Genomic DNA, 14957 nt, shown 5'->3' on the forward strand with positions numbered 1-14957 from the left:
CCTGACAGGATCCTCATAAGTGGCTGCCACTCTGAGCCGGGCCCTATCGCCCTCCTGACGAGAGCTCTCCGTTCGTCCAGGCGTAGGCCGTGTTCCCCTGGAGCGCGACCCGGTACTGGTAGCGGTCCCCGCACTCGGCGCGGGCGTCTCGCGGGGTCCGGTCCGGCCACCACGGCGCGTCGAGCCGCGGCTCACCGACCCGGCCCCGGGCCTCCGCCGAGCCTCCGCACCCCTTGCCACCACCCGGTCCGGTCCCGTCCAGCCCGGTCCCGCCCACCGTGAAGCGGATCAGCTTGGCCTCCCCGGTCGTCTTCACCTTCACCTTGACGTTCTTGGCGTCCTTCGGGATCCACGACGGCAGCACGAAGCCGCCATCGCCCTTCTCGGACTCAGGCGCCGGGGCGTCCGCCGCCGTCGCGAAGGACTTCGTCTTCTCCTTGAAGACGTGCTCGCTCACCGCGTCCGGCATCAGCGCGCTGTCCTTGAACGCGGGCGCCGCGACGGCGACGGTCCCCAGGGCGGCGAGACATCCGGCCGCAGTGAGGACGACGACACCGGCCTTCTTCTTGTTCACGGTCATGTGCGAGGGCATGTGCGGGGGCATGCCACCAGTCTTCGGCCCCGCGCCCCCGATTTCGTACGGCCGGAGGACGAACCTCCGCCCCCACCGGAAGACAGAGGTCGTACTCGCCATCCCCCTCAAGGCGTACGTAATCCATTGCACGCCCCCGGCCCCCCGCCTAGCCTCCCGGCATGGCAACCGCACAGGTCAACGGCATCACCATCGGCTATGACGACAACCACCCGGGCGATGACCACCTGGGCGACGACAACCTGAGCGACAACCGCACCCGAGGCACCCTCGTCCTCCTCCACGGTCACCCCTTCGACCGCTCGATGTGGACCCCGCAGCGCGCCGCGTTCACCGCGACCCACCGCGTGATCACCCCGGACCTCCGTGGCTACGGCGCGTCCACCGTCGTGCCCGGCACCACCGGCTTCGCCACCTTCGCCGAGGACATCGCCGCCCTCGTGGACCACCTGGGCGTGCGCGAATTCGCGCTCGGCGGGGTCTCCATGGGCGGCCAGCTCGTGATGGAGTGCTACCGCCTCTTCCCCGAGCGCATCACGGGGCTGCTCCTCGCGGACACGTCCCCCGCGGCCGAGACCGCGGACGGCAAGGTGTTCCGCAACGCCCTCGCCGACCGCCTCCTCGCCGAGGGCATGAAGGGGTACGCGGACGAGGTGCGGGACAAGATGGTGGCTCCGTACAACGCGAAGGTGTCCGCGTACGTCCACCGCCTGATGCTGTCCGCCCCGCCGGAAGGCGCGGCCGCCGCCCTGCGCGGCCGGGCCGAGCGCCCCGACTACCGCGAGCTGCTGGCCCGCGCCGACGTCCCGTCGCTCGTCGTCGTGGGCCGCGACGACGCGTTCACGCCGGTCTCCGACGCCGAGGCCATGCACGCCGTGCTCCCCGACTCGACGCTGCACGTCGTCGAGTCGGCGGCGCACCTGCCGAACCTGGAGCGCCCCGACGACTTCAACTCCGCGCTCCGCACCTGGCTGGCCCGCCTGGACCACTGAACACACCCACCAGGCGGGCGCGCCTACCCGGTGGGCACGCCTACCAGGTGGGAGGCCTACCAGGTGGGCCGCGCCCCCACCCCGCCGTCCACCACCAGATCCGTCCCCGTGATCCAGGACGCCGCGTCCGAGGCGAGGAACACGCACGCGCTGCCGATGTCCTCGGGCCGCCCGAGCCGCCCGAGCGGTGCCGCCCTGCCCCACCGCTCCACGCCGTCGGGCCAGTCCTCGGCGAGCCCAGGACGGTCGATAAGGCCGGGCGAGACGCTGTTGACGCGGATGCCGCGCGGGCCGTACTCCAGCGCGGCGGAGCGGGCGAACATGATCAGGGCCGCCTTGGACGCGCTGTAGTGCGCGTGGCCGGGGGCGGGGTGCGAGCCCTCGATGGACGCGATCTGCGTGACCGTACCGCCGCCGTCCTGGCCCGCCATGATCCCGGCGGCCGCCTGCGTGCAGCAGAACGCACTCGTCACGTTCGCCTCGGACAGCTCCCGCCAGTCCGCCGCCGACATACCGTCGAGCGCCTGAAGGGGCTGGATCCCGGCGTTGTTGACCAGCGCGTCGAGCCGCCCCCGCCAGGAGTGCGCCTCCTCGACGAGGCGGTGGCACTCCTCCTCCCGGGTCAGGTCCGCGGTTACGGCGACGGCGTCACCGCCCGCCGCCACGATCCGCCCGACCAGCTCCTCGGCCCGCTCGCCGCCCCGCCGGTAATGGACGACGACCGCGGCCCCCGCCTGCGCGAACCGCCAGGCGATCCCGGCCCCGATGCCCCCGCTGGCGCCGGTCACCAGAGCGACCCGCCCCGCCAGCCCGGGCAGCGCATCGTCCCGCATGGAGCCCACGTCATTCACCACTCTCTGCCTCACCCAACTCCCTCTCGTCCCCCGTCCTCATCCCCCCGGCCTCATCCCCCATCCTCATCCCCTGCCTTCATACGCAATGGCTCCCCCGCCCGGCACAACTCCCGGATGAGTCCGGCCCGCCCCGGATACCGCGCGCTCAACTCCTCCGCGTCCCCGCCCTCGTAATCCTCGGGGACGAAACCGGGCGCCATCGTCGTCCCGAAGAGCGCCCAGCCGTGCCGTCCGCCGTCGGCGGGGACGCGCGCGCCCATCCACGTGCCCGCGGGGACGACGAACTGCACGTCGCCGCCGGGGCCAAGGACAGCGGTGCGGTCGGAGCCGTCGGGGGCGAGGAGCAGCAGTTCCAGGGCGTCGCCCTCGTAGAAGTGCCAGACCTCGTCGGTGGGCAGCCGGTGCAGGGCGGAGAAATCGCCGGGGGCGGTGGTGAGGAGGACGACGATCGCCGAACCCACGGGGCGTCCGTCCGGGTCCGGCGGCCCCACCCAGGTCCGCCGGAAGAGTCCGCCCTCCACCGGCAGCGGGCGCAGCCCGTGCCGCGCGGCCACCTCTTCTGCTGTTTCGACTGTCTCGGCCATGATCGATCGCTCCCCGGCGCGAGAGCGTAATAACCCCGGAGCTCACCATTCCGTAAAGCCGCGGAGGGCCGGGCCACGAGTCATCTCGTGGCCCGGCCCTCCGCGGTGAACGCGCCTACTCCGTAGGCGTCGCGTCGTACCCGAAGCGCGCCGCCATATCGACCAGACCCGGGTGGGCGAAGCGTTCCCGCAGGTCGCCCTCCCCGATCCACTCGCGCCACTCCCCCACCTGACCGCGCCGCATGATGCGCGCGTTCTTGGTGGTGTCGCCCTCACCCGCGGACGCCGCGTCCTCACGGGCCCGCATCGCCTTGAAGGAGCTGCGCTCGGCCGCCTGCTCGACCACCTCGGGCGGCACCGCGAGCCCCAGGGCCGCGAGCATGGCGGTGATGGCGCCCACGGGGTGGGACTTCAGGTCCTCGAACCGTACGACGGCGAACTTCGAGAAGTCCGGCGCCGCTTCGAGCCAGCTCCGGTAGAAGCGGGCCCAGCCGGGGATCGAGGGCTCCCCGTCCCCGAGCCTGACGCGGTCGAGGAAGTCGGGGTAGGTGAGCTTCCCGATCATGTCCGCGGCGTCCGGTATCCAGGAGCCGCCGAAGGAGGAGAACCACTTGTACGACGAGTAGATGGTGTCGCGCGGGTCCCGCACCACCAGGATCGCGGTGTTCACCGAGGACTCCGCGAACACCTCCGGGTAGAAGTGCGTCTTGATGAACCTCTTGGCGACGGCCCCGTTCGCCGCCCTGTCCAGAGCCGCCTGGCTCTTCTCGGACGTGGCCGCAAGACGCTGCCGGTAGTAGTCGAGACGGTCCTCCGCCGACTGCGACACACCGTCGGCCTCTTGGGGCGGCTCGACGTACGGGTCGAGGTAGTCGAAGCCGAGCTCGAACACGATGTTGGCCACGAGCGCCTGCCCGGAGCCCGGGTCACCGGCCACGACGATGTCGTGCTCGCCCAGCAGTCGCGCACTGCGCCGGGCCAGTTCGTCCGGACGCAGTTCCCGTTCCTGTTCCCGGGCGGAGTCCTCGGTCATGTCGGAAGTCCTGTCTCTCCCCCGCGGCTTCACGGCCGAAGGCGTCGGTGCGGAGTCGGAGCGGTGGCGGGTCACTTCTTGGCGCGCGCCGCGACCGCCCTGGTCAGGTAGGTGACCTCGAGCTTCTTCGCGTCGGCGAGGCGCTCGCGGATGTAGTCGAGGAACTGCTCGAACTTGTCGACGCCGAGCTGCACCCGTACGTCGTTCACCGACTGCCACAGGCCGATGTAGTGGTCGATGCTCTGCTCGACGGAGTGCCTGCCCTCCAGCACGACGACGTCGTCGAAGCGCGGGCTGGCGTTGAACTTGTCCGACAGCTCCTTGACCATCTGCGGGTGGGCGGAGGTGATCCGCTTGCGCTCGCCCATCAGGCGCTTGAGCTCGTTCTCGATGTCCACGAGCACCGGGTTGACCTCGATCAGCCGCGGGTTGTAGAGCGCGACGAACCAGCCGCCGGGGCGCAGGACGCGGCAGAACTCGGCGGTGCCCACCTCGAAGTCGACCCAGTGGAAGGACGACGCCATGCTGATGAGGTCGGCCGACTCGTCGGCGAGTCCGGTCTGCTCGCCCTGGCCCTTGCGCCAGGTGATCGAGTAGCCCTCGGAGTCCGAGATGCCCTCGGCGCGCATGTTGTCGTTCGGCTCGACCGCGGTGACCGAGCGGAATCCGCCGTCCGCCACGATGCGGGTCCACAGGCCCGTGCCCGCGCCGACGTCGACGGCGTCGAGCTCGGCGGCCGGGCGGCCGACCAGGCCGATCAGCGCGTCCCGCACCGAGGTCGCGTAACCCTCGCGGTACTTCGAGTAGTCCTTCGCCAGGTCGGTGAAGTCTCCGTGCTTGAGCTTGGTCGAAGTCGTCGTCATGCGAGGCACAGCTCCTTATATGTTCACTGAAACGCTGAAACGCTGAAACACTGCATCGGTATCCGTGAATCCGTGAAAACGGGTCTGAATTCGTTCCTCACGCCACGGCGGACGGCAAACGCTGCTCGTGCGCGAGTCGAATCATGGTGGCCGCGGCCTTCGGATCGACATCCCCGTAGTTGGTGACCACGAGATCGGGATCGGTCGGGAACTCGGCGGACTGCCCGATTCCGACCACGTCCTTGTCGTCGTTCTCGCTGTAGATGCCCTTGCTGTCCCGTCGCTTGAGTTCCGCGACGGGCACGTCGAGCAGCACCTCGAAGTAGTCGGGCTGGTTCTCCCGGTTGTGCCGCTGCACCTCGTGGAAGAGCGAGATGGTCGCGACGACCACGAGATGTCCCTGTTCCGCGAGCAGTTGGGACAGTCGTGCATAGGTCATGGATGTCTTTATCCGGCTTTCACGGTCGAAACCGGAGGTCATCATGCCCAACGCGGTCCGCACCTCGTTGCCGTCGAGCAGAATCGGCTGCCGACCGCGCTGGAGCAGCTGACGGACCAGTTCGCGGGCGACCGTCGTCTTGCCGGCCTCGGCAAGCCCGGTCACCCAGATGACCGCGCCGCCGGAATCGGCGCCTCCAACTCCCGTGGTTCCCATGGATGGCTCCCCTCAGTGGACGTACGGTGGCCCGCTCGGCGCGGACGAACTCTTCACAGCACGACTTCGCTGCTGTAAAATTCCTCAGAAAATTTTGGCACGCAAATTCAGCATGCATTACTCGGAAAATCTCGAGTATCCCCGTGAAAAAAGGCCACTGCCTGGCCGTTGAATGCGCCGTTGAATGGTCGCTCTTTCCGGCGTTCCACTCGGTCGAGCGGACACTGATCGAGCGACCCCGTCAGTATTGTCCCGGCGTTTACCGGGCGTCCAATATCTGTTCGTACTGAAGCCTAGATCGGTCAGTTATGGAGATACGCCAACTCGAGTACTTCGTCGCTGTCGTCGAGGACGGCAACTTCACCAGAGCGGCGGCCAGGGTCCATGTGACACAACCGGGCGTGAGCGCGCAGATACGCCGACTCGAACGGGAATTGGGGTACGAACTGCTCGACCGGTCCGGACGCACGGTCCGCCCCACCGCCGTCGGCGAGGCCCTGCTGCCCTACGCCAAGGCCGCGCTGGCCGCGATCCGCAACGCCAGACTCGCGGTCGACCAGGTGGCGGGGCTGCTGCGGGGGCAGGTGAACGTGGGCATGGTGACGGTGGTGGCGTCGCTCGACGTGCCCGGCATGCTCGCGGAGTTCCAGGCGGAGCATCCCACCGTCGAGGTGGCGCTGCGCCAGGGCAGCACCGACGACCTCGTCGACGCGCTGAAGGACGGCGAACTCGACATGGCCTTCCTCGGCATGGCCGTCGAGCCCCCGTCCTTCCTGCGCACGGAGGTCATCCTCGCCGACCCGCTGGTCGCGGTGGTGCGCTCGGACGACGAGTACGCGGAGCGGGATTCCCTGCTGCTCAAGGAGTTGGCGTCCCGTCAGCTGATCTCGCTGCCAAGCGACAGCGGCACCCGGCGGCAGCTCGACAGCTCCCTCGCCACGGCGGACATCGACGCGCCCATCGCCTTCGCGGCCAGCGATCCGCAGGTCCTGGTGGACATGGCCGCCCGCGGTTTCGGCGTGGCGATCCTGCCGCGGGGGGCGGTCAGGTCAGCGGGCGAGGATCTGCGACTGATCCCGTTCCGCGACCCGGACATGCACGGGCGGCTGTATCTGGCGTGGCCCGACGACCGGACGATCGATCCCGCGGCGCAGGCGGTCATCCAGCATGCGCTCCACCGCATTCAGGAACGTAACGCCCCTGCCGAGCCCACACCCTGATGTGCCGTCACTTCACGGGCTGCGGCTCGCCCGCCTCAACACCGGCGTCACCAGCATCACCGGTGTCCTGCGGCGGCGGCTTGGCGGCCAGGAAGTCCTTGGTGCGGATCAGGAAGAAGGCGAACACCGCTCCGGCCAGGGCCAGTACACCGGTGATGATCAGCAGGTCGTTGAGCGCCTCCGCGTAACCGGAGTGCAGCGCGGTGGCGACCTCGTCCCGCATCGACGCCGGCACCTTCTCGCCGAGCCCCGACACATCGCCGTGCTCGACGGCGGCCGCGACGCCCGGGGCGCTGCTCGCCAGCTCCGGGATGCCCGACAGGTTCCGCAGGACGTCGTCGTGGAGCGACGCCGTGAAGATGGAGCCGAGGATCGGGATGCTGGCGGCCATGCCGACCTGCCGGAAGGTGATGTTGATGCCCGACGCGGTGCCCGACCGGTCCGGCGTGACCACGCCGACGGCGGTGGAGGCGAGCGGCGGGTTGACGACACCGCTGCCGATACCGGCCACGACGAAGCCGGGGATGAGGTGGGTCCAGCTGCTCGACGCGTCGTTCCCCGACATGAGGAGCAGGCCGATGCCTACGAGGAGGAGGCCGGGCCCGATCAGCCACTTCACCGGCAGCTTGCTGCTCAGCCGTCCCGCGACGGTCGACGCCACCAGGGCGCACACGCTGATCACCAGCAGGCGCACGCTGGATTCGAGCACGGAGTAGCCGAGGCCGTTCTGCAGGTAGAGCACCAGGTAGAGGAGCATCGCGAACAGCGAGCCGTTCATGGTGAACGCGGCGATCGAGCCGCCCACGAACGTCGGGGTGCGGAACAGCGACAGGTCGAACAGGGGCTCCGCGGACCGGAGTTCCACGATCAGGAAGGTGATCAGGAGGGCGGCGGCCGCACCCAGCCACAGCACGACGTCGGTGTTGCCCCACTCCGTCTCACCGGCCCGGATCAGACCGTAGATCAGCGCGACCAGACCACTGGTGAACAGGACGAAGCCCGGCCAGTCCAGCTTGAGCCTGCCCCGCGCCGGGGACTCGTCGACCTTCCACAGCGTCACCGCGATGGCGACGATGCCGAGGGGAACGTTGATGAGGAAGATGCCGCGCCAGCTGATGTTGGCCGCGATCAACCCGCCGAAGACGGGCCCGAGTCCGGAGGCGAGGCCCGTCACCGCGCCCCAGACGCCGAAGGCGACGCCCCGCTCCTTCCCGGTGAAGGTCCGGGCGAGCAGCGCCAGCGACGTGGCGTACATGACCGATCCGCCGATGCCCTGTGCGGCACGCGAGAGGATCAGCATGAGGGGGGAGGAGGCGACACCGCAGAGCAGCGAGCTGACGGTGAAGACGGCGAGGCCCACCATGAACAGCTTGCGGTAGCCGTAGCGGTCGGCCAGCGAACCGCCGACCAGCAGCATCGCGGCGAGCGTCAGCGAGTAGGCGTCGACCACCCATTGCGCGTCGGCGAAGCTGCTGTCGAGTCCGCTCTGGATCTGCGGCAGGACGACCGTGACGATGGTGGCGTCCAGCAGGAGCATGAAGGTCGACGCACAGACGACCACCAACGTCCACCATCGCTTGGCCATGGCTGATCTCCCCCGGGGTCGGTTACTTGGGCTGGATGAACTCGGGCTGGTCGAGGATGCGCAGCCACGAACCGTCGGGCTGGCGGCGCACGACCTGGGCGCGCGCACCCGTGCCGTCCTTCGGCGGGGTGGACGTGAGGGCGATGTCACCGTTGATCAGAGTCGGAAGGGGCTCCTCCGGCTCGAACTTCGGGTTGCGCGTCATCGCCATTTCCCACAGCTTGCGGATCGCCTCGCGCCCCTGGGTGATCTGGCCGGGCGGGAAGGCCACCACCGCGTCCTCCGCGTAGAGCTCCGCCACGCCGGTCGCGTCGCCCTTGTTGGCGCGCTCGACGAACAGCCGCGTGATGTCTTCCGGCTTGTAGGCCTTCTCATATTCGGACACAGGGGAGCCTCTCGTTCAGAGCTGATTTCCAGCACCGTCAAGCTTGGCTGCGGGGATCTGGCAAGTCCAACTCCCCTTACTTCTGGCAACCAGAAGCAATAGATCTGGTTCGCGGAACCAGGACGCCTGCCAGGGGGGGGCTACCGACGACCGCCGGGGGGACTGAGGAATTCCTCAGTCGCCACCTCGGCGTCCGGGCCGAACGCCCCGTACGCTCACTGGCCCCCTCCCTCCCTCACCCCTCCCTGTCCCGTCCCCCTCCCCTCCCGCCCTCTCACACCGAAGACGGAGGCACCCATGTCCAGTTACGCACCGCACACGATCAGTCACGTCTTGCGAGCACTGCCATGAGGGTCGACGTCGCCTGGTGGCACCTGGACGGCACGCCGCAGACCATCGAGTCCATGCGCGAACACCTGCGCGACCACACGCTCGACCACTGGACCCAGGTGCCCGGCCTGCGGCTGAAGATCTACTTCGCGGACCGGGAGCAGAACCGGTGGGGCGCGGTGATGCTCTGGGAGACGGACGAGCGGCCACCACTGGACGAACTGCCCCCGAACGCCGCCCTCGCGCTGATCGGGCGGCCCCCGGACATACGCGCCACCTTCGAGGCGGAGGGCACGGTCGAAGGGCTGCACGACCTGGCGTCGCTGCAGGCCCTGGGCCCGGCTTTCGCCGGGACGGCGTTCTCCGGGACAGCCATCACCGGGACACCCGTGGCGGTGTTGACACCCCCGAACGGCCCCGGTTCCAATGCCACGGTTCTTTCAGAAGCCAAAATGTCGGGCGAAAAGCCGGGAAGGACAACGACAACCACATGACGTCGCATACCTGGGACATCCTCGACCTCCCGCCCGGCGTCCGGCCCGACCCGGACGAATACATCAGGGCCGCGATGGAATGGCACTTCGGCCCCGACACCGGCTCCCCCTACTGGCTGGAGCGCGCGAAGTCCCTGGACTTCGACCCGCGGACCGACATCTCCTCGGTGGCCGACCTCGTACGTTTCCCCAATGTCGCCTCCGAACTCCGCACGGTCCGCGCCGAGGACCTGATCCCGCGCGGCTACGGCGAAAACCCGGACGTCCGCGGCGTGTTCGAGAGCGGCGGCACCACCGGCGCCCCCAAACGAGTCGTCCTGCACGGCGACTGGCGCAGACGGCTGCTCCACTGGACCGGCGAGCAACTGGACGCCCACGGCTTCCCGCGGGGCGCAAACTGGCTGGGAATCGTTCCCAGCGGCCCGCACATCGTCGGTGAGTTCTTCCGGGGTTCGGCAACGACGCACGGCAAGCACGGATTCACCATCGACCTCGACCCCCGCTGGGTGAAGCGCCTGATATCCGGGGGCCGCGGCGGCGAGGCCGACGACTACGCCGAGCACGTCGTCGACCAGGCCGCGGACGTACTGCGCTCCCAGGACATCGGCATCCTCACCGTCACCCCGCCGATCCTGGACCGGATCGCGCGCCGCGACGAACTCGTGGAGCTCATCAACGAGAAGGTCAGGGCGATCCGTTGGGGCGGCACGCAGCTGGACCCCGACTCCCGCCAGGTGTACCGGACGGAGATCTTCCCCGACACCGTCTTCTCCGGGAACTACGGCAGCACGATGATCCTCGGCTTCGCCGGGGAGCGCCCCGGCCTCGGCGACGACGACCCCTGTGTCTTCGACACGCTGAGCCCGTACGTCACGTTCTCGGTCGTCGACCCCGAGACGCTCAGGCCGGTCCCGTACGGGGCGCGCGGCCGGGTCGTGGCCAGCCACGTCAGCAAGTCGTTCCTGCTCCCCAACAACCTCGAACGCGACCTCGCCACGCGGGTCGAGCCGCTCGACGGCGGCCCCGGCGACTCCGTGGCCGACATCGCGCCGGTCAGCAGGTTCGAGAACGAGGACGTGGTGGAGGGCGTGTACTAATGCCATCCACCCCGAATCCCGACGCCCCGACGCACGCTCAGGACGGCACGACCGGCGATCCGGTGCGGAAACCGGTGCAGGAGCCGGTACAGGAGCCCGTGCAGGAGCTGGTGCAGCTCGACGCGCTCGGCCCCCGCGGCGAGTTCCGCGCCAGGAACCGCCAGGTGGTCACGGACGTGACCGGCCGCCCCGCCGCCGAACTGAGCCTCGTGCCCCCGCCGTTCGTCAGCCGCACCCACTCCGCGCTCCGCCGCGCGGCCCCCGCACCGGCCGACGAGCGGGTGCGCAGGATCGCCGCCGCGGCCGACCTGTTCGCCACCGGCACCGTCGCCGGGCTGAGCGTGGCGGAGTACCGCCTCCTGGTCAGCCGCGTCGGCGGCGTCCCGCTCACGGAGGTCACATCGGCCGTCGACCGGATCGCGGAACGGCTCCGGGACATCGCGACCGGCATCGCACAGGCACGGCCCGCCGGCGCGGTCACCGACTGGCGGGACCCGCTGGTCAGGAGCGGCCGCGCCGTCCACACGCGGCGCGGCGAGGTCTTCGCCGTGCACGCGGCGGGCAACCACCCGGGCACCCACAGCCTGTGGCCCGAGGCGCTGGCGCTGGGCTTCCGCGTCGCGGTCCGACCTTCCCGCCGCGAGCCGTTCACGCCGCACCGGCTCGTCTCCGCGCTGCGCCTCGCGGGCTTCGGGAACGACGAGATCACGCTGCTGCCCACGGACCACGCGGGCGCGGACGCCGTGCTGCGGGGCGCCGGTCTGGGCCTGGTGTACGGCGGCGAGGACGTGGTCCGCAAGTACGGCGCTGACCCGACCGTCCTGCTCCAGGGCCCCGGCCGTTCCAAGGTCCTGCTGACGGCCGACGTGGACTGGCGCGACCACCTGGACACGATCGTGGACTCCGTCGCCGGGCGCGGCGGTACGGGCTGCGTGAACACGACGGCCGTCCTGGTGGAGGGCGACCCGACGCCGCTGTGCGAGGCGCTCGCCGAACGGTTCTCGGCGCTGCCCAGCCTCCCGCCGGACCACCCGAAGGCGGTGCTGCCCGTACAACCGGCCGCCGGTGCCCGGGCGCTCGCGGAGTACGTGGGGCGCCGTGCCGCGGGGGCCCGGGCCTGGCTGGGCGCGGACACGGTGGCGGACGAGCTGGGTGACGGCAGCGCGGTCCTGCGCCCGGCCGTCCACCAGCTCGACCGCGCCGACGCCCCTCAGCTCGGCGCCGAACTCCCCTTCCCCTGCGTGTGGGTGGCGCCCTGGCGCCCGGCGGACGGAATCGCTCCGCTGCGCGGCAGCCTGGTGCTCACCGCGCTGACGCACCAGGAACCGCTGCTCGACGCGCTCCTCGCGGAACCGTCCATCGCCAACCTGTACGTCGGCGACCACGCGACCCACTGGATGCGGCCCGGGCTGCCGCACGACGGCTACCTCTCCGATTTCCTGATGCGCACGAAGACGGTCGTACGAGACTGAAGTCGCCCCCCCGGTACACCCGGCTACCGCCGGTTGCCCCGGCCGTCACCGCTGTGCGGCGCGACTGTCCACTTCCTGTGCGACGTTGAGCCAGACCTCTCCGCAGGCGCGCGCCACGTTCGCCACCATGTCGACGCAGTGGGCCGGAACGCTCTCGATGAGCCGGTTCCACTCGTCAGGGGGCAGCGTGGCCGCGTCGAGGAGCCGCAGCAGCAGACGACCGGAGTCGGTGAAGCGGATGGAGGGGTCCCGCTTCAGGATCGGAATGAGGTCGGCGGCGGCGCTCAGGTCCGAGTCCGCAGGGGTGAGCCGCGCGGAAATGGGCGAGGTCACAGCGGAATCGGAGGCGACCCGGGCCGTCAGAGCCACGGCACCCACCGCACTCCCCGCCGCATCTCCCACCGGCATGGAGCCCACAGACCCCACCGTTCCCACGCCTCCCCCCTCCCCCACCGCTCCCACCGCTCCCAGGGCTCCCAGGGCGGGGGCGGCCGTGAGATCGGGCGCGTCCTGATGGTGCGGCGAGGGAACAAGCCGCGGCCGCGCCACCACCCCGAGCCCCTGCCCCCCTTCCTCCAACTTCCTGCGCACGTCACGGGCGGTGGAACGGGAGACTCCGGCGGCCCCGGCGATCTGCCGCAGCGTCGCGTCGGGGTGGGTCCGGATGAACTCGCCGGTGGCGGCGCGTGCGCTGCTGCTGTCGACCGGCCGCGTCCGGCCGTCGCGCCCGATCCGCACCGGCGCGGCGGGCAGATCGTCGCCGAGCCTGCGCCGGATGCTCCCGACCGTCTTGGGCGAGAGTCCGGCGAACGAGGCGATCATGCGGTCCGACCACTGCGGGTGGGAGTGGATGATGCGGGTGGCCGCGGCGTTGCGGTCGGCCCGTGTCAGGGGCAGCCCGTGGGTGGTGTTGGCCTGGACGGCCACGATGAACACGTCCGGCTCGTATCCGTCGAGAAACCGGACGGCGATCTCCCGCTCACCGCGCAGCACGGTCGCCCGCAGGCGGTGCATACCGTCGATGACGCGCATCGTCGGCCGGTGGACGAGGATCGGCGGCAGATCGGATCCGGCCTCGGCCAGGACCCGGATGTGGTCGACGTTCTCGCCGACCAGCCGCGGTGAGTCGGCCGACCACAAGAGGTCGACGGGTATCCGTTCGACCGGCAGTGAATGCGGCCGTATTTCCCAAGGCTTCTTTCCCGCTTCCACCGCTCCTGCAGCTTCCTCGGCTGCCTCGGCTGCCTCGACTTCCCATACTTCCGTCGACTCGCTCGCATACATGAACCCGTCGCCCCCTGTTCAGAGTTCGCCTGTCTGCATCGACACGCAACCGTCGCCCCCGCGAAGCGGAATAAACAATTCCCACCGACTTGCTCAGAACGTGCTTCATAGAATGCGCGGAATGGTCGCCGCGCAGGGCAGAAACGGAACTCGTGACAACGCCGGAACCTGGAATAGTTGTTTACTTAAATTACCGCCCAGGTACCCCGTGGGGCCACTGTGACAGCGACCACGCCCGCCACACTCGCACACTTTCCAGCCAAATTCCCCAATTAGCTTGACAGTTGACACCCCCACTCGCCCCCCAACCCCTCTCCGCCAAACCTCCATCCCCCCTCAAGCGGAATTTGACCAGAAGCCATACGAATACCATCGCCAATTACTAGAATCGCGAGCCATGGAACTCAGGCAGCTCGAATACTTCGTCGCGGTGGCCGAAGAGGAGAACTTCACTCGCGCCGCGGAGCGCGTGCACATCAGCCAGTCCGGAGTGAGCGCCCAGATCCGGCAGTTGGAGCACGACCTCGGGACTTCCCTGTTCGACCGCTCCGGCCGCAGCACCCGACTCACCCCCGCCGGAGTGGCCGCACTGCGGCACGCGCGCTCGGCCCTGGCCGCCGTGGACGCCGTGCGGCAGGCGGTCGACGAGGTGAACGGCCTGATCCGGGGCAGGCTCGTGGTCGGCATGGTGACGGCATGCACGGTCACACCGCTCTTCGACGCGCTGTCCGCCTTCCACCACCGGCACCCCGGCGTGGAGATCACCCTCCTCGAAGACACCTCCGACCGCCTCCTGGAACGACTGCGCGCGGGCACCGCCGACATAGCGCTGGTCAGCACCTCCGGTTCCACCCCGCCGGGCCTGGAGGCATACGAGATCATCCGCGAGCCCCTGGTAGCCGCGATGCCCGTCGGCCACCCGCTCTGCGAAAAGCCCGAGGTGACCCTCGAAGACCTGGCCCGCCACTCGGTGGTGAGCCTCCCGACGGGCGCCGGGGTACGCAGGGTCTTCGACGACGCCTGCGCCGCGGCGGGCGTCCACATGGAAATCGCGTTCCAGGCAGGCGCCCCCAGCGCAATCGCCGACCTGGCGATCCGCGGCCTGGGCGTCGCCATCCTCTCCGAGTCCCTGGTAGCCCAGCACCGCCCCCGCCTGACCACCCGCAGGATCGCGGACATCCACACGGAACCCGTCCTGTCCCTGGCCTGGTCCACCACGGACAACCCGGCCCTGCGCCAACTGATCCACCACTGCCACGAGTCCTTCACGCGCCCGGCCCCCGTCCCCGAGCCGATCGCCTGACCAAACGCAGAAAACCCCAGGCCAGAGTAAATCTGACCTGGGGTTCCAGATGAGCCGCCTTCGGGATTCGAACCCGAGACCTACGCATATATTGATCACGAGCGTTGTTGACACCCGCCGGGCTTGATCATGGCGAAGACCTCCGGTGTGGTGGAGCTGTCTAGGACTGCACCACACGGAGGTCTTCGTGTCCCACCGTAATGCCCGGCTGACC

The 14957-nt window shown here is 69.7% G+C and carries 15 protein-coding genes; 6 read left to right on the forward strand and 9 right to left on the reverse strand.

From position 1 onward, the window contains the following. Positions 1–43: 43 nt before the first annotated feature. Entirely contained in the window at positions 44–604 is a 561-nt protein-coding gene (locus AC068B_RS37650; protein WP_478675973.1) for a hypothetical protein, read from the reverse strand. A 149-nt stretch (positions 605–753) separates the two neighbouring features. On the opposite strand from AC068B_RS37650, the gene AC068B_RS37655 reads away from it, so the two are divergent. Further along, complete coding sequence (locus AC068B_RS37655) at positions 754–1584, forward strand: alpha/beta fold hydrolase (RefSeq protein ID WP_478675974.1); 831 nt, start codon at positions 754–756, stop codon at positions 1582–1584. 56 nt (positions 1585–1640) lie between these two features. Here AC068B_RS37655 and AC068B_RS37660 read toward each other — a convergent pair whose 3' ends face one another. The 5 genes from AC068B_RS37660 to AC068B_RS37680 all read right to left on the reverse strand — a co-directional run bounded on the left by AC068B_RS37660 (position 1641) and on the right by AC068B_RS37680 (position 5573). Beyond that, positions 1641–2417: an SDR family NAD(P)-dependent oxidoreductase gene (locus tag AC068B_RS37660; protein ID WP_478675975.1), complete on the reverse strand. Its 777-nt coding sequence runs from the start codon at positions 2415–2417 to the stop codon at positions 1641–1643. A gap of 71 nt (positions 2418–2488) precedes the next feature. Continuing rightward, the gene (locus AC068B_RS37665) at positions 2489–3022 is read right to left on the reverse strand and encodes a cupin domain-containing protein (RefSeq protein WP_478675976.1); all 534 of its coding nucleotides are present in this window, start codon (positions 3020–3022) and stop codon (positions 2489–2491) included. A 115-nt stretch (positions 3023–3137) separates the two neighbouring features. Next, positions 3138–4055 carry a sulfotransferase domain-containing protein gene (locus AC068B_RS37670; RefSeq protein ID WP_478675977.1) on the reverse strand — a complete coding sequence of 306 codons (918 nt, stop codon included), beginning with the start codon at positions 4053–4055 and terminating at the stop codon, positions 3138–3140. A gap of 71 nt (positions 4056–4126) precedes the next feature. Continuing rightward, positions 4127–4918 (reverse strand): class I SAM-dependent methyltransferase, encoded by a 792-nt coding sequence (locus tag AC068B_RS37675; RefSeq protein ID WP_478675978.1) that lies wholly within the window; start codon positions 4916–4918, stop codon positions 4127–4129. Between the two features lie 97 nt (positions 4919–5015). Next, the gene (locus tag AC068B_RS37680) at positions 5016–5573 is read right to left on the reverse strand and encodes an adenylyl-sulfate kinase (RefSeq protein ID WP_268772645.1); all 558 of its coding nucleotides are present in this window, start codon (positions 5571–5573) and stop codon (positions 5016–5018) included. Positions 5574–5881: 308 nt separating this feature from the next. Between AC068B_RS37680 and AC068B_RS37685 the strand changes: the two genes are divergently transcribed. Further along, entirely contained in the window at positions 5882–6793 is a 912-nt protein-coding gene (locus AC068B_RS37685) for a LysR family transcriptional regulator (protein WP_478675979.1), read from the forward strand. 7 nt (positions 6794–6800) lie between these two features. Here the strand turns inward: AC068B_RS37685 and AC068B_RS37690 are convergent, their stop codons facing one another. Then, positions 6801–8378 (reverse strand): MFS transporter, encoded by a 1578-nt coding sequence (locus tag AC068B_RS37690; protein ID WP_478675980.1) that lies wholly within the window; start codon positions 8376–8378, stop codon positions 6801–6803. Between the two features lie 22 nt (positions 8379–8400). Next, positions 8401–8763 carry a YybH family protein gene (locus AC068B_RS37695; RefSeq protein ID WP_055563924.1) on the reverse strand — a complete coding sequence of 121 codons (363 nt, stop codon included), beginning with the start codon at positions 8761–8763 and terminating at the stop codon, positions 8401–8403. Between the two features lie 347 nt (positions 8764–9110). On the opposite strand from AC068B_RS37695, the gene AC068B_RS37700 reads away from it, so the two are divergent. From AC068B_RS37700 to AC068B_RS37710, 3 genes are read left to right on the forward strand one after another with little or no spacing between them, the layout of a single operon-like run. Further along, entirely contained in the window at positions 9111–9587 is a 477-nt protein-coding gene (locus AC068B_RS37700) for a hypothetical protein (RefSeq protein ID WP_478675981.1), read from the forward strand. Further along, positions 9584–10684, forward strand: a complete 1101-nt coding sequence (locus AC068B_RS37705) for a phenazine antibiotic biosynthesis protein (RefSeq protein ID WP_478675982.1) — start codon at positions 9584–9586, stop codon at positions 10682–10684. Before AC068B_RS37700 ends, AC068B_RS37705 begins: the two co-directional genes overlap by 4 nt. Beyond that, complete coding sequence (locus AC068B_RS37710; RefSeq protein ID WP_478675983.1) at positions 10684–12156, forward strand: aldehyde dehydrogenase family protein; 1473 nt, start codon at positions 10684–10686, stop codon at positions 12154–12156. Before AC068B_RS37705 ends, AC068B_RS37710 begins: the two co-directional genes overlap by 1 nt. A gap of 45 nt (positions 12157–12201) precedes the next feature. Here the strand turns inward: AC068B_RS37710 and AC068B_RS37715 are convergent, their stop codons facing one another. Further along, a complete protein-coding gene (locus tag AC068B_RS37715) occupies positions 12202–13368 on the reverse strand; it encodes a ParB/RepB/Spo0J family partition protein (RefSeq protein ID WP_478675984.1) in 1167 nt (388 codons plus the stop codon). A gap of 469 nt (positions 13369–13837) precedes the next feature. On the opposite strand from AC068B_RS37715, the gene AC068B_RS37720 reads away from it, so the two are divergent. Then, a complete protein-coding gene (locus tag AC068B_RS37720) occupies positions 13838–14743 on the forward strand; it encodes a LysR family transcriptional regulator (protein WP_478675985.1) in 906 nt (301 codons plus the stop codon). Positions 14744–14957 lie beyond the last annotated feature (214 nt).

This window comes from Streptomyces sp. NPDC042371, from assembly GCF_056437465.1.

What these genes read in the sequence shown, in the direction of transcription:
- AC068B_RS37650 (WP_478675973.1), bottom strand. Translation starts at nt 604, where the DNA reads ATGCCCCCGCACATGCCCTCGCACATGACCGTGAACAAGAAGAAGGCC.
- AC068B_RS37655 (WP_478675974.1), top strand. Translation starts at nt 754, where the DNA reads ATGGCAACCGCACAGGTCAACGGCATCACCATCGGCTATGACGACAAC.
- AC068B_RS37660 (WP_478675975.1), bottom strand. Translation starts at nt 2,417, where the DNA reads ATGCGGGACGATGCGCTGCCCGGGCTGGCGGGGCGGGTCGCTCTGGTG.
- AC068B_RS37665 (WP_478675976.1), bottom strand. Translation starts at nt 3,022, where the DNA reads ATGGCCGAGACAGTCGAAACAGCAGAAGAGGTGGCCGCGCGGCACGGG.
- AC068B_RS37670 (WP_478675977.1), bottom strand. Translation starts at nt 4,055, where the DNA reads ATGACCGAGGACTCCGCCCGGGAACAGGAACGGGAACTGCGTCCGGAC.
- AC068B_RS37675 (WP_478675978.1), bottom strand. Translation starts at nt 4,918, where the DNA reads ATGACGACGACTTCGACCAAGCTCAAGCACGGAGACTTCACCGACCTG.
- AC068B_RS37680 (WP_268772645.1), bottom strand. Translation starts at nt 5,573, where the DNA reads ATGGGAACCACGGGAGTTGGAGGCGCCGATTCCGGCGGCGCGGTCATC.
- AC068B_RS37685 (WP_478675979.1), top strand. Translation starts at nt 5,882, where the DNA reads ATGGAGATACGCCAACTCGAGTACTTCGTCGCTGTCGTCGAGGACGGC.
- AC068B_RS37690 (WP_478675980.1), bottom strand. Translation starts at nt 8,378, where the DNA reads ATGGCCAAGCGATGGTGGACGTTGGTGGTCGTCTGTGCGTCGACCTTC.
- AC068B_RS37700 (WP_478675981.1), top strand. Translation starts at nt 9,111, where the DNA reads ATGAGGGTCGACGTCGCCTGGTGGCACCTGGACGGCACGCCGCAGACC.
- AC068B_RS37705 (WP_478675982.1), top strand. Translation starts at nt 9,584, where the DNA reads ATGACGTCGCATACCTGGGACATCCTCGACCTCCCGCCCGGCGTCCGG.
- AC068B_RS37710 (WP_478675983.1), top strand. Translation starts at nt 10,684, where the DNA reads ATGCCATCCACCCCGAATCCCGACGCCCCGACGCACGCTCAGGACGGC.
- AC068B_RS37720 (WP_478675985.1), top strand. Translation starts at nt 13,838, where the DNA reads ATGGAACTCAGGCAGCTCGAATACTTCGTCGCGGTGGCCGAAGAGGAG.